Source organism: Sulfitobacter sp. CB2047 (genome assembly GCF_000735125.2).
Classification (GTDB): Bacteria; Pseudomonadota; Alphaproteobacteria; order Rhodobacterales; family Rhodobacteraceae; genus Sulfitobacter; species Sulfitobacter pontiacus.
Map to the genome: position 1 here is coordinate 69,739 of NZ_CP072614.1, position 13,308 is coordinate 83,046.

11 protein-coding genes are annotated in these 13,308 nt (G+C 61.8%); 3 read left to right on the plus strand and 8 right to left on the minus strand.

The window, feature by feature from the left end:
• Nucleotides 1-23: 23 nt before the first annotated feature.
• From IV89_RS16475 to IV89_RS16490, 4 genes are read right to left on the minus strand one after another with little or no spacing between them, the layout of a single operon-like run.
• Complete coding sequence (locus IV89_RS16475; protein WP_037941885.1) at nucleotides 24-950, minus strand: SDR family NAD(P)-dependent oxidoreductase; 927 nt, start codon at nucleotides 948-950, stop codon at nucleotides 24-26.
• Between the two features lie 9 nt (nucleotides 951-959).
• Nucleotides 960-1,781, minus strand: coding sequence for an SDR family oxidoreductase (locus IV89_RS16480; RefSeq protein WP_009824304.1), 822 nt, complete (start codon nucleotides 1,779-1,781; stop codon nucleotides 960-962).
• A 3-nt stretch (nucleotides 1,782-1,784) separates the two neighbouring features.
• On the minus strand, nucleotides 1,785-2,900 hold the full coding sequence (locus tag IV89_RS16485; RefSeq protein WP_235183695.1) for an acyl-CoA dehydrogenase family protein: 1,116 nt from the start codon (nucleotides 2,898-2,900) through the stop codon (nucleotides 1,785-1,787).
• A gap of 4 nt (nucleotides 2,901-2,904) precedes the next feature.
• Complete coding sequence (locus tag IV89_RS16490; RefSeq protein ID WP_005849108.1) at nucleotides 2,905-4,080, minus strand: acyl-CoA dehydrogenase family protein; 1,176 nt, start codon at nucleotides 4,078-4,080, stop codon at nucleotides 2,905-2,907.
• A 124-nt stretch (nucleotides 4,081-4,204) separates the two neighbouring features.
• Between IV89_RS16490 and IV89_RS16495 the strand changes: the two genes are divergently transcribed.
• The 3 genes from IV89_RS16495 to IV89_RS16505 are packed head-to-tail and all read left to right on the plus strand — an operon-like array spanning nucleotide 4,205 to nucleotide 6,708.
• Nucleotides 4,205-5,203, plus strand: coding sequence for an NADPH:quinone oxidoreductase family protein (locus IV89_RS16495; RefSeq protein ID WP_037941879.1), 999 nt, complete (start codon nucleotides 4,205-4,207; stop codon nucleotides 5,201-5,203).
• Between the two features lie 18 nt (nucleotides 5,204-5,221).
• Complete coding sequence (locus tag IV89_RS16500; protein ID WP_037941878.1) at nucleotides 5,222-6,226, plus strand: NADP-dependent oxidoreductase; 1,005 nt, start codon at nucleotides 5,222-5,224, stop codon at nucleotides 6,224-6,226.
• A gap of 11 nt (nucleotides 6,227-6,237) precedes the next feature.
• Nucleotides 6,238-6,708, plus strand: coding sequence for a MaoC family dehydratase (locus IV89_RS16505; protein ID WP_005849103.1), 471 nt, complete (start codon nucleotides 6,238-6,240; stop codon nucleotides 6,706-6,708).
• A gap of 70 nt (nucleotides 6,709-6,778) precedes the next feature.
• Here the strand turns inward: IV89_RS16505 and IV89_RS16510 are convergent, their stop codons facing one another.
• The 4 genes from IV89_RS16510 to IV89_RS16525 form a co-directional block, all read right to left on the minus strand.
• Nucleotides 6,779-7,384, minus strand: a complete 606-nt coding sequence (locus tag IV89_RS16510; RefSeq protein WP_005849102.1) for a hypothetical protein — start codon at nucleotides 7,382-7,384, stop codon at nucleotides 6,779-6,781.
• A gap of 3 nt (nucleotides 7,385-7,387) precedes the next feature.
• Complete coding sequence (locus IV89_RS16515) at nucleotides 7,388-9,565, minus strand: xanthine dehydrogenase family protein molybdopterin-binding subunit (RefSeq protein ID WP_037941876.1); 2,178 nt, start codon at nucleotides 9,563-9,565, stop codon at nucleotides 7,388-7,390.
• Nucleotides 9,566-9,568: 3 nt separating this feature from the next.
• Nucleotides 9,569-10,027 carry a (2Fe-2S)-binding protein gene (locus IV89_RS16520; RefSeq protein ID WP_009824309.1) on the minus strand — a complete coding sequence of 153 codons (459 nt, stop codon included), beginning with the start codon at nucleotides 10,025-10,027 and terminating at the stop codon, nucleotides 9,569-9,571.
• Nucleotides 10,028-10,189: 162 nt separating this feature from the next.
• A complete protein-coding gene (locus IV89_RS16525) occupies nucleotides 10,190-13,303 on the minus strand; it encodes an efflux RND transporter permease subunit (RefSeq protein WP_037941874.1) in 3,114 nt (1,037 codons plus the stop codon).
• Between the last annotated feature and the right edge of the window lie 5 nt (nucleotides 13,304-13,308).

A 13,308-nucleotide genomic window follows, 5' to 3' on the forward strand; every position in this document is an offset into this window, starting at 1 on the left:
ATCTCCCTTTGAAAGTTCGTCTGTTAGCCCCAATCCAGATCAAGACCCTGGGCCTTGGCTGCATTGAGCGCGTATTTCTTCGTTTGACTAAAGGCATCGGTCAGCTCTTGCTGGCCGCCTGCGTCGGTGATTTTGTCGAAAGCGGATGCGACACCTTCGGGGGTATTCTCGTCGCCGGTCAAGGTCACGCCTTCCGTTTCGTAAATACGGGTCTGGGCAAAGCCACCCGCCCCTGCCCCAAGGATCACACGGCTGGGGCCGTCCTCGCTGACGAGGTACAGCAGGCCGGGGGTGATCGTTTCGGGGGCCAGCAGTGCCTGCGCCTGTTCGGGCAGCAGATCGGCGGTCATCCGCGTGGCCGCTGTGGGGGCCAGCGTGTTGACGCGGATATTGTCGCGCGCGCCTTCCAGATGCAGCACGTTCATCAGCCCCATCATCGCCGCTTTGGCCGCACCGTAGTTGGATTGACCAAAGTTGCCATACAGCCCCGAAGCCGAGGAGGTCAGCACAATGCGCCCGTATTTCTGTTCGCGCATGATCGGCCAGCAGGCATGGGTCACATTCGCAGACCCGATCAGATGCACGTCGACGACCTTGCGGAAATCAGACATCTCCATCTTGGAAAACGTCTTGTCCCGCAGGATGCCTGCGTTGTTCACCAGAATGTCGATGCGACCCCAGGCGTCCATGACCTGCGTGACCATATCCTTGACACCGGCCTCGTCCGAGACATCACAGCCATGCGCCATCGCCTCGCCGCCTGCGTCGCGGATTTCCTGCGCGACTGCTTCGGCGGCTGCCGACGAAGACCCCTGCCCGTCGGTTGTCACGCCCAGATCATTGACCATAACCTTTGCACCGCGTGCCGCGAGGCCAAGCACATGGCTACGCCCTAGGCCCGTGCCCGCGCCGGTGACAATAGCGACGCGGTTGTCAAAACGAATATCCATCATTGCCCCTTAGTGCAGTGCTTGTTCAAAGATGTTCGGCCCGCTCATCACATTGATGCCGCCGCTGACGGGGACAATCGCGCCGGTGATATAGGCACCACCCTTGCCACAAAGGAACAACATGCAGCCCGCGATATCCGTATCGGTGCCGACGCGGCGCAGGGGGACGTCTTCGCCCACCTTGTTGCGCATATCCTCGTCGTGGGTCGCAAAGGCGGTCATCCGCGACACGAAGGGTCCGGGGGCCAAGGCGTTCACGGTGATCGCGTCACCTGCCAGTTCCTTGGCGAGGATCTTGCTCAGGTGGATCACCGCGGCCTTCGAGGCTGAGTAGCTATAGGCGCCATCGCCCATTTCGCGTTCGCCCATCACCGATCCGACGTTCACCACCCGCGCCGGATCGTCGATTGTCGCGTTCGCCTTGAGCAGCGGCAGCAGTTTTTGCGTCAGATCGAACAGACCCGCGACGTTCACGTCCATGACCTTGCCCCAGGCCTTGAACGGGAAATCACCCAAAGGCGCGCCCCAGGTGATGCCCGCGTTGTTCATCAGGATATCAAGGCTCTCGGTGCGGTCCTTCACGGCAGCGACCATTGCGTCGACACCTTCCTCGGTGCCGACATCGCCTGCGAACCCCTCGGCAGAGCCAGAGGCCCCGAGCGCATTCAGTTCTTTCGCCACGGCCTCGCAGGCCTCGCCCTTGCGGCTGGCGATCAACACGCGGGCACCGGCACGCACCAGCGCCTCGGCGGCCATACGGCCAATCCCGGTCGCCCCGCCCGTGACCAGCGCGGTTTTACCCTCTAGGCCGAAAAGTGTTTGAATATCCATGCCTTAGAATCCTCTGTGCTTGGCGACCTGGGCAGCGTGATAGCCGTAGTCCCCGAGCCATTCTGCCCCCACACGGGCGCGCTTCATGTAAAAACCGATGTCAAAGGCGTCCGTCATGCCGATCCCGCCATGCATCTGGACCCCTTCGATCACCGCCAGCTTGGCGGTCGATGTCGCACGGGCCTTGGCGAGCGACACGGCCATTGTCGCATTGTCGGGGTCTTCGTCCAGCTTGCGCCCTGCGTGCAACACGGCAGAGGCGGTGACTTCCGTCTCGCACCACAGATGGGCGGCGCGGTGTTGCAAGGCTTGGAAGGTGCCGATCAACGTGCCGAACTGCTTGCGTTCTTTCAGGTAGCCGACGGTCATGCCAAAGGCGCCCGCAGCAACGCCCGCCATCTCGGCGGCGAGGGCGGCCTGCCCTGCCTCGATCGCGGGTTTCAGCACGGTCATGGCGTCATCGACCTGACCCAACACATCGTCGCCCGTTGCTTCGACGTTATCAAAATCGATCCGCGCGGAATCGCGTGCGTCGATCATGTTCTGCGCGTTGCGTGTGATGCCTGCGCGGTCAGCGGGAATGTCGAACAGGGTCAGCCCGTTGTCTGTCTTGGCCAGCACCAGCAAACGGTCCGCCAAGGCGCCATCGACGACAAAGGTCTTCTTGCCCGTCAGGCGAAAACCATTGCCTTCCGCCGTGGCGGTCATTGCCGTGGCATCCGGGTTGAACTTCGATGTCTCATCCACCGCCAACGCATAGGTCGCGTCGCCGCTGGCAATCTTGGCCAGCGCGGCCTCGGCGCGCGCATCGCTGACGTGGCGCAGGGCTGTCGCCGCGATCACTGCCGTCGACAGAAAGGGGCTGACGGCCAGCGTCTTGCCCATTTCCTGCGCCAGAATACCCGCAGCGGCATGGCCCATATCAACGCCACCCGCACTTTCAGGGACCAGCACACCGGCCCATCCCATCGCGGCCATCTCTTTCCACATCTTCGCGTCATGGGTCTGCCCGGCATCGCGCAAGTCGCGGAACGCTTTGACGGGGGCGGATTTATCAAGGAAACCGCGCGCCGCGTCGGCCAGCATGGTTTCGTCTTCTGTTAATACTAGTTTTACCATGATCTTACCCCGGAAGCCCAAGCACGCGGCGGGAGATAATGCTCAGCATCACCTCGCTCGTGCCGCCTTCGATTGAATTGGCCTTAGTCCGCAGCCAGTCCGCCGGACGGTTGCCCAAAGGCCCGTCCCATTCCAGCGCGTCGCTGCCACCCGCGGCCATCAGCAACTCGTGACGCTGCATGTTCAGCTCTGTGCCCATGTATTTCAGCATCGCCGACGCATCCCCCGCGCCGGTACCGGCCTCGGCCTGATCCTTGTAGCGTTCCAGCGTGAGGCCAATGGCAAGCGCGTCCACCTCGCAGCGCATCGCATCGGCACGCAGCACGGTGTCCATCTCTTGCCCCTCGGCCAGAGATTCATTCAGCACCGCCCCAAGCGCACGACCGCCCGACAGACCCTGCCCCCCGCCCGAGATCATCTCGCGCTCGTGGGTCAGCAGGTATTTCGCCACGTCCCAACCGCGGTTCTCTTCGCCGACGATCCGGTCCTTGGGCACCTTCACGTTGGTAAAGAACGTCTCGCAGAAGACCGACGCGCCGGAGATCAGCTTGATCGGGCGGGTCTCGACGCCTGCGTCTTCCATATCGATCAGCAGAAAGGAGATACCCTTGTGCTTGGGCGCGTCACGATCCGTACGGATCAGCGCGAAAATCCAGTCGGCTTTGTCGGCGTAAGAGGTCCAGATCTTCTGACCGTTTACCAGCCAATGATCGCCCTTGTCCTCGCCTTTGGTCTGGACACTGGCCAGATCCGACCCGGCCCCCGGCTCGGAATAGCCCTGACACCAGCGGATTTCACCGCGGGCGATCGGGGGCAAATAATGCAGTTTCTGTTCATGCGTGCCAAAGTGAAGCAAGGCGGGCCCAAGCATCCAGATGCCAAAGCTTTGCAACGGGTTGCGCGCCTCGATCCGGTCCATCTCTTCTTTGAAGATCTTTTCCTGTGCGCGGTTCATCCCCGCCCCGCCGTATTCGACGGGCCATGTGGGCACGGTATAGCCCTTGGACGCGGCGCGCTCCATCCAGACGCGCTGCGCGTCGGATTCGAACTCAAAATTCTTGCCACCCCAGCATATCGATGCTTCACTCGGCTCACCGCCGCGCATTTCGGCCGGGCAGTTTGCCTCCAGCCAATCGCGCAGCTCCGCGCGGAAACCCTCCAGTTCCTGTTCGGACTGCATCTTTTCTCCCCCCTCGTTTTGCGAACTCCAATTCCGCACTGCAAAATTGCATTTCGAAATTCGATTGACAAGACAGTTTCTGAACGCGCCTATTGCTTTGCAAATCTAGAGGAGGAATGACCCGATGAAAGCCATGCTTAGCACTGCCCCCGGCGGCCCCGAAACGCTGGAACTGACAGAGATGCCACAGCCTGAACCGAAGAAAGGTCAGGTGCGTATTCGCATCCGCGCAGCGGGGCTGAACTTCCCTGACACCTTGATTATCAAGGATCTTTACCAAATGAAGCCGCCCCGCCCCTTCGCGCCGGGTGGCGAGGTTTCAGGCGATGTGGACGCCGTGGGAGAGGGCGTTTCCAACGTTGCTGTGGGCGACCGGGTGCTGGCGATGACCGGCTTTGGCGGCTTTGCGACAGACATCATTGTGGACGCGGAACGGGTGCTGAAGATCCCCGATGCGATGCCATATGACGAAGCGTCATGTCTGGTGCTGACCTATGGCACCTCCCATCACGCGCTGAAAAACCGCGCCGAAATCCAGCCCGGCGAATCCTTGCTGATCATGGGCGCTGCGGGCGGCGTTGGCGTCGCCGCGATCGAACTGGCGAAAGCCGCCGGTGCCCGTGTGATCGCTGCCGTATCGTCGGAAGACAAGGCGCAGTTCTGCCGTGATCTGGGCGCGGACGAGACGATCGTCTATAGCCGTGACATGGATGACCGTGCGACGCAGAAAGCCTTCTCGGACGAGATCAAGAAGCTGTCGGGCGGTGAGGGTGTCGATGTGGTGTATGACGCCGTAGGCGGCGCCTATGCCGAACCCGCCGTACGCGCGCTGGCGTGGAAAGGCCGCTATCTGGTCGTGGGCTTCCCTGCCGGTATTCCCAAGATCCCGTTGAACCTGACGCTGCTTAAGGGCTCGCAGATCATGGGTGTTTTCTGGGGCGCGCATACGGCCCGTGAACCCAAGGTACATGCCGAAAACATGGCCGATCTGTTCCGTATGTATGCGGGTGGCCAGATCAAGCCGCGCATCTCTGCCCGCTATCCGCTGGAAAAAGCCGCTGACGCTCTCAACCTGATGCAGGACCGTAAGGTGCAGGGCAAAGTGGTGTTGGATGTTCAATAAGCAGATAGGACGTTCAAAATGACCAACACACAGATTGTCATCGCAGAGCTGCCCAGCGATTCGCTGACGCCTGCGCATTTCAAACAGACCACCGCGGATATGCCCGTGGCAGGCGACGGTCAGGTGCTGCTCAAGGTGATCCTGATGTCCATCGACGCGGCCAACCGGTCATGGATGAAAGGCGCGACCTACCGTGCGGCGGTCAACGCCGGTGACGCCATGCCGACCTATGCCATCTGCGAGGTCGTCGAGAGCAACAGCGACCGTCTGGCCGTTGGCGATATCGTCGCGTCAGAGGCAACGTGGTCGAACTTTGTCGTCGCCGATGCGCGCAAATGCGAGAAATTGCCAAAGGTGCCGCAGCTGTCGAACCTGATGTCCGTTTACGGCATCGCGGGCAAAACCGCCTATCACGGGCTGATCTCTGTCGGGCAACCGGTTGCGGGTGAAACCGTGCTGGTGTCGGCCGCCGCAGGATCGGTCGGCGGCTATGTCGGCCAGATCGCCAAGGCGCTTGGCTGTCGGGTCGTGGGCATCGCGGGCGGAGCGGAGAAATGCAAATGGGTGACGGAGGAATTGGGCTTTGACGCCTGCATCGACTACCGCGCCCCTGGCATGTCCAAAGCCCTGCGTGTTGCCTGCCCCGACGGGGTGGATGTCTATTTCGACAACGTTGGCGGCACCGTGCTTGAGGCCGCGTTGTTCGCGATGAACGAAAAGGGCCGCATCGTCTGCTGTGGTGCTGTCAGCCAATATGACACCGAAACCCCCACCGGTCCGCGCAACCTGCCCGGTCTGGTCGTGGTCAAACGTCTGCGGATGGAAGGCTTTATCGTGATGGACTGGACCCAGAACGACGCCAAGGCGCTGCGCGCGTTGCAGACTTGGGTCGACGCGGGACAGATCAAGGTGACCGAGGACATCGTCGACGGATTGGAAAACGCGCCACAGGCGTTGATCGGCCTGCTGGCCGGTGAGAACAAGGGCAAGCGCATGGTGCGTGTTGCCGCGGACCCATCCTGAAGGAGTATCCCATGTCTGCATTGAAAGAGGCACTTGCCCATAGTGAAACGCTGATCGGGACCGAGGTCGGGGTCTCTGACTGGATCACGGTGGATCAAGAGATGATCGACCAATTTGCCAAAACCACCCACGACATGCAGTGGATTCACATCGACCCCGAACGCGCCGCTGCGGAAACGCCTTTTGGCGGAACGATTGCGCATGGGTTCCTGACCTTGTCGCTGGCGAGCCGCTTTGCCTATGATTGCTTTAACATGATGCCCGGACAGGTGATGGGCATCAACTATGGCATGAACAAGCTGCGGTTCCTGACCCCGGTCAAGGCGGGGTCGCGGCTGCGCGGGCGGTTCACGCTGCAAAAGGTGACGGCGCGCAACGCCACCGATATGCTGCGCGAGAACCTGCTAACGATCGAGATCGAGGGCGTCGAGACACCCGCGATGGTCGCCGAATGGTTGGGGCTGGCGGTGTTCAAAGACTAACCCCCCACACCAGCGCAAAGACAAAGGGCCGCGCATCCCTGCGCGGCCCTTTGCTGTTTCGTCACCTCGGTTACCCCGCGGGGCAGGCGGCACCCGTCTCGATCCAGGCCTTGGTCAGCTCGCCAAAAATCTCCTGACTGCCGGGTGCGGGCTCGCGGCCCTCGCCCGGATGCCAACCCCAGCCGACCAGACCGTCTTCGGCGTTATGCTCGTGCAGCTCTTCCAGCGTCTTACCGCCATTGCGTTCCTCGTCCTTGATCTGGGCACAGATTTCGGCAGCGGATTTGCCGATCCACCCCATTTCAATCGGGGCCAGCTGCCAAGGAGTATGCCCCGGGATCGACCCGCCCCCTGCGGCAAAGGTAAAGTTCTGTTCGCCATGACAGGTGTTGCAGCGCATGCCGGGCGCGCCAAAGTCCGCCTCTCCACGTACCACGGGGGGTTCGTGCATCTGCATATCCATCCCTTGGCGTGGGGAGTTATCGACGGGGTGGCAATTCAGGCAGCGTGGATGCCCGATCACCACCATCATTTCCTCGAAAAGCGCGGTGGAGCGTTCTGCCTCCCCCTCGATCGCGTCAAATTCGTCAACCGTGCGCAGACCGTTGACGGTCTCTGCCATGACAGGGCCCGCCATCAGCGCAGTGATGGCCATGATGTTCAGCGTATTTTTCATGACTTACACTCCTACAGATTTGGTAAAGGGCAGTTTGGTGACAGCTTGCCCCGTCAGGGCACGCCACGCGTTCGCAACGGCCGGACCGACGGGCGGCAAGCCCGGCTCGCCGATACCGGTGGGGTCATTATCGCTTTGCACGATAGCGACCTCTACCTGGGGCATCTCGTTGATGCGCAGCATGCGGTAGGTGTCAAAGTTGCGTTCCATTATGGTGCCGCCTTCGCCAAGGGTGACCTCGTCAAACAGCACCGATCCCAAACCGTAGCCCGCCCCGCCTTCGATCTGGGCGCGGATGACATTGGGGTTCACGGCGACGCCACAGTCAACGGCGCACCAGATTTTATGCACCTTGGGAAAGCCGCCCTGATCCGAGACTTCGACGATCTGGGCCACATAGGTGTTAAAGCTTTCGTGCACAGCAACGCCGTAGGCACGATCCCCCTTCACCTTGGTGCCGTCCCAACCGGCCAGCGCGGCCACTTTCTCCAACACGCCACGGTCGCGACCGGCGTCGCCTTTCATCAGGTCCAGACGCCCCTGAACGGGGTCTTTGCCCCCTGCTTCAAGCAGTTGATCCAGAAACACCTCGGTCGCGTAACCGGTGTGCGAATGGCCAACCGACCGCCACCAGAGCACGGAAACGGGGCTGTCCTGCCGGACCCAATCCACCTTCAGCGCGGGCAGGTCGTAGGGCATCTTGGTGGCCCCCTCGTAGGACGTGGGGTCCATGCCGTCTTTCATCATGCCTTCCATCGGACCACCGGCCATGATGGACTGGTTCACCACCACGTCATGCCACCCGACGATATTGCCGTCCGCGTCCAGACCGCCCTTCATCTTATGCACGGTCAGCGGGCGATAATAGCCGCCGATCATATCGTCCTCGCGCGTCCAAAGCAGTTTCCAGGACCCGTTCCCACCCGCGGCTTTCGCGATCTCGGCGACTTCGGCGGCAACATGGGCCGTGGGCTGCGCGCGGCGGCCAAAGCTGCCGCCCGCGAACATCACGTTGATCTGCACATCCGATGGATCGACCCCCAAGGTGGCGGCCAGCGTCGGCTTGTCGAGCGACGGGAATTGCGAGCCCATCCAAAGCTCCGCCTTGCCGTCCGTGACCTCGAGCACGGCATCAAGCGGTTCAAGCGCGGCATGGGCCAGATAGGGAAAGTGGAACTCTGCCTCGATCACCTGCGCGGCCCCGTCGATCCCCGCCATGGCATCGCCAACCTCTTCCGCGGCACGACCGCCTTCGGCAGCGGCACGCGAGAAATCCGCATAGATCTGCGCGCTCGACCGGGTTTCGGCTTTGCTGTCATCCCATGACACCTGCAATGCTTCGCGCCCCTTGAGCGCGGCACCGGTGGTCTTGGCATAGACCGCGACCCCTTGCGGGATTTCACGCACCGCGATGACACCCGGCACCTTCAGCGCGTCGGTATCGTCAAAGCTGGCGACAACGGCACCCATCTTATCGGGGTGGGCCACGACGACCGTTTCCATCCCCTCGCGGTAGACATCCATCGTGTATTCGGCCTGACCGGTTGTCTTGGCATGGGTGTCCAGCTTTGGCACATCGGTGCCGATCAGGGTAAAATCCTTGGCCTCTTTCAGCTTGGGTTCGGCGGGGGCGGTCATGGTCGCGGCTTTTTCAGCGAAGGCGCCAAAGCCTGCTTCGGTCCCGTTGGGGTGGGATATCCGCCCTTTCGAGATCGTGATCTCGGACGCGGGCACGCCCCATTCGGCGGCGGCGGCATCAACCAGCATCGCGCGGGCGGCAGCGCCGGCCTTGCGCATCTGCATATAGCTGTTCGCCATCGCGGTGGACCCGCCTGTGCCCTGCAACCCGAACAGCGTATTGGCGTAAAGTTCGTCATTGGCAGGCGCACTTTCGGCACGCATCTGCGACCAGTCGGCATCCAGTTCCTCGGCCACGAGGGTCGCAAGGCCGGTGTTCGGCCCTTGCCCGAATTCGATATGTTTGATCAGCACCGTCACCGTGTCATCGGGGGCGACACGCACAAAGGCGTTCGGCGCGAATGTGGCCGGATCGGCCGCCGGATCAAAGGCGGTCGCGGCACCGGACTGGGCGCGCGATTTTTCGGGTAGAACAACGCCGATCACCAGTCCGGCAGAAGCGGTAGACAGAAAACCGCGGCGAGAGAGATTAAGATTGGTCATGGCTTACCCCTCCAGCTCTTTGGCGGCGTTCTTGATCGCCTCGCGGATACGGACATAGGTAGCGCAGCGGCAGATGTTGCCGGCCATTGCATTGTCGATATCCTCGTCCGTGGGGTTCGGGATCTCGCGCAGCAGGGCCGTGGCGCTCATCACCTGACCGGATTGGCACCAGCCGCATTGGGGCACGTCGATCGCCTCCCATGCCGCTTGAACCGCTTTGGCCTCTGGCCCGTCGACACCTTCGATCGTGGTCACATAGGAGCCTTCAACCATAGAAAGCGGTGTGACGCAGCTGCGGCGGGTCATGCCGTTCAACTCGACCGTGCAGGCACCGCATTGCGCGATACCGCAGCCGAATTTCGTGCCGGTCAGCCGCAGGTCGTCGCGCAGCACCCACAAGAGGGGCGTGTCATCGGGCGCGTCGACGCTCACCTCTTTGCCGTTCAGGGTAAAGTTTATCATGCTGGCTCCTCCTATTGGATGTTGGCTGCTGGCTTGGAATGTTGGGGCTTCCCTCGCAGAGGGAACTAGCCCGCAACCGCGGCGCGTCAATGTGCCACAATACAAAAGACGGAGGCAACGCGCGGTTGCCTCCGTCCTGACTTCATCAAAGCACGATGGTGCCTAGCCGGTGGTGTCCTTGACCGGATCCTTGCCGGTGAAACGCGCCACCATCGCAAAGAAATACGGCACGAAAAGAACCCCCAGAACGGTTGCGGCAATCGTACCGGCCAGCACACCGGCCCCAATCGCTGTACGTCCACCGGAGCCCGCACCGGTGCTGAGCACCAGCGGCAATACCCCCAGCGAGAACGCCATAGAGGTCATAATGATGGGGCGGAACCGTTGCCGCGCGGCGTCGATAGCGGCGTCAAAGATGCTTTCGCCCTCTTGCCGTCTGTCGCGGGCAAACTCGACAATCAGGATCGCGTTTTTCCCCGTCAGACCCACCACGGTCAGCAGCCCGACCTGAAAGAAAACCCCGTTTTCGAACCCGCCCAGATAGGCACCTGTCAAGGTTCCCAAAATGCCGATTGGCATGGCAAGCATCACGGCAAAGGGGATCGACCAGCTTTCATAAAGCGCCGCCAGCGCCAAGAAGATCGCCGCCAGGGACAGACCGTACAGCAAGGGGGCCTGGTTGCCGGATTCCTGTTCCTCCAAGGACAACCCGGTCCAGGCGATCTGGAAGCCGGGGGGCAACTGGGTGACCAGCCGTTCAAGCTCTGCAATCGCCTCGCCTGTGCTGACCCCTTCGGCGGGGGAACCCTGGATCTGCATCGCGGGGATACCGTTATAGCGGTTCACCCCCTGCGGCCCGTACGCCCAGCTTCCTTCGGCAAAGTTAGAGAAGGGCACCAGCCCCCCGCTATCATTACGCACGCGCCATTTCTCAAGATCCGACGGGGTCGCACGGGCAGCGGCCTCGCCCTGCACATAGACCCGTTTGATCCGCCCCTCATCGACAAAGTCGTTCACATAGCGACCCGCCCACGCGACGGTCAGCAGGTTGCCCACATCCGTGGCACTGACCCCCATCGCACCGGCGCGGCGCCAGTCGATATCCAGATTGAACTGCGCCGCATCTTCCAACCCGCTGGGGCGGGCAGAGGCGATCAGCGGGCTTTGCGCCGCCATCCCCAAAAGCTGGTTACGTGCCTCCAGCAGCTGTTCGTGGCTTTGACCGCCGCGGCCTTGCAGGTAGAAATCAAACCCCGACACGTTGCCAAGCTGGCTGACCGAGGGCGGCACGATGGGGAAGACCATCGCGTCCTGTATCTGGCTGAAGGCACCAAAGGCCCGCCCCGCCACCGCCTGCACGCTTTGCGCCGCCTCTGTGCGTTGCTCCCAGTCTTTCAGTCGTACGAAGACCAGACCAAGGTTCTGCCCTTGGCCCGCAAAGCTGAAACCCACCACGCCGAAGACGGATTCAACGACGTCGCCCTCGTTTTCCAGATAGTAGTTCTCGACCTGTTTGATGACCTCGAGCGTGCGTTCCGCCGTCGCGCCCGTGGGGGCCTGCACCAGCGTGAACAGCGTTCCCTGATCCTCGGCCGGCAGGAAGCCTGCAGGCGTGCGCATGAACAAGAACACCATCGCCGCGATGATCGCCAGATAGACCAGCCCGACCCGCAGCGGACGCCGCACGAGCCAGCCGACCGTGCCGGTATACCCACCAAGTGTCTTGTCAAAACCGCGGTTGAACAGGCCAAAGAACCCGCGCCGCTTCTCGTGGCTGCCCTGCTTGAGCAGGGACGCACAAAGCGCGGGCGTCAGGGTCAAGGCGACCACCACAGACAGCGTCATCGCCGAGATGATGGTGATCGAGAACTGTTTATAGATTACCCCCGTCGAGCCGGGGAAAAACGCCATCGGCACAAAGACCGCCGACAGAACCACCGCGATCCCGATCAGGGCGCCGGTGATCTGGTCCATCGACTTGCGCGTCGCCTCAAGCGGGCCGATGTGTTCCTGCTCCATGATCCGTTCGACATTCTCGACGACCACAATCGCGTCATCGACGAGCAGGCCAATCGCCAGCACCATGCCCAGCATCGTCAGCGTGTTGATCGAAAAGCCAAAGGCCGCGAGCACGCCAAAGGTGCCCAGCAAGACGACCGGCACCGCCAGCGTCGGGATCAAGGTGGCGCGGATGTTCTGCAAGAACAGATACATGACGATAAAGACCAGCACGATCGCCTCGATCAGGGTCTTGATCACCTCTTCGATAGAGATTTTCACGAAAGGCGTCGTATCGAAGGGCACGACATAGCTCACGCCTTCAGGAAAGAACGCCGACAGTTCCTCGATCCGCTGTTCGACGGCGGCGGCTGTATCCAGCGCGTTGGCACCGGGGGCAAGGCTGACCGCCATGCCGGTCGCCGCATTACGGTTGTAGCGCGAGATCGTGGCATAGCTTTCCGACCCGATCTCGACCCGCGCGACATCATTCAGCAGCACCAGCCCGCCGTCGGTTTCTGCGCGCAGCACGATCTGGCGGAAATCCTCGGGGCTGGTCAGCAGAGATTGCGCGGTGATCGTGGCGTTCAGCGCCTGCCCTTCGACGGCAGGACGGCTGCCAAAGGATCCCGCTGAAATCTGCGCGTTCTCGGCCGAAACCGCTGCCACGATGTCGGACGGGGTCAATTCAAACGCGGCGAGCTTCACCGGATCAAGCCAGATGCGCATCGCGTATTGCGCCCCGAACACTTGTACGCTGCCCACGCCTTCGACGCGGCTGATCTCGTTCACCAGATTGGATTGCATGTAATCGCCAAGGTCGGTGGCGTCATACTTCCCGTTCTCGCCAATCAGCCCGATCACCATCAAGAAGCCGGCAGAGGATTTTTGCACCGTGATCCCCTGCCGCTGCACCGGTTCCGGCAACAAGGCAGAGGCTTGCGAGAGTTTGTTCTGCACCTGCACCTGCGCGATATCGACATCTGTGCCGGTCTCGAAGGTCAGCGTAATGCTCGCCCCGCCTTCGCTGGTGGACGACGACGAGATATAGCGCAGCCCGTCCAGACCGGTCATCTGCTGTTCGATCACCTGCGTCACCGTATTGGCCACCGTCTGCGCCGAGGCGCCGGGATAGGACGCGCGCACAGCCACAGAGGGCGGCGCGATCTGCGGGTATTGCGCCACGGGTAGGTTGAGGATCGACAAGACGCCGATACCCATGATGAAAATCGAAATCACCCATGCGAAGATGGGGCGGTCAATAAAGAAACGGGCCATGCAAA

Coding starts and splice junctions, on each gene's coding strand:
- IV89_RS16475 (WP_037941885.1), bottom strand. CDS start 950: ATGGATATTCGTTTTGACAACCGCGTCGCTATTGTCACCGGCGCGGGC.
- IV89_RS16480 (WP_009824304.1), bottom strand. CDS start 1,781: ATGGATATTCAAACACTTTTCGGCCTAGAGGGTAAAACCGCGCTGGTC.
- IV89_RS16485 (WP_235183695.1), bottom strand. CDS start 2,900: ATGGTAAAACTAGTATTAACAGAAGACGAAACCATGCTGGCCGACGCG.
- IV89_RS16490 (WP_005849108.1), bottom strand. CDS start 4,080: ATGCAGTCCGAACAGGAACTGGAGGGTTTCCGCGCGGAGCTGCGCGAT.
- IV89_RS16495 (WP_037941879.1), top strand. CDS start 4,205: ATGAAAGCCATGCTTAGCACTGCCCCCGGCGGCCCCGAAACGCTGGAA.
- IV89_RS16500 (WP_037941878.1), top strand. CDS start 5,222: ATGACCAACACACAGATTGTCATCGCAGAGCTGCCCAGCGATTCGCTG.
- IV89_RS16505 (WP_005849103.1), top strand. CDS start 6,238: ATGTCTGCATTGAAAGAGGCACTTGCCCATAGTGAAACGCTGATCGGG.
- IV89_RS16510 (WP_005849102.1), bottom strand. CDS start 7,384: ATGAAAAATACGCTGAACATCATGGCCATCACTGCGCTGATGGCGGGC.
- IV89_RS16515 (WP_037941876.1), bottom strand. CDS start 9,565: ATGACCAATCTTAATCTCTCTCGCCGCGGTTTTCTGTCTACCGCTTCT.
- IV89_RS16520 (WP_009824309.1), bottom strand. CDS start 10,027: ATGATAAACTTTACCCTGAACGGCAAAGAGGTGAGCGTCGACGCGCCC.
- IV89_RS16525 (WP_037941874.1), bottom strand. CDS start 13,303: ATGGCCCGTTTCTTTATTGACCGCCCCATCTTCGCATGGGTGATTTCG.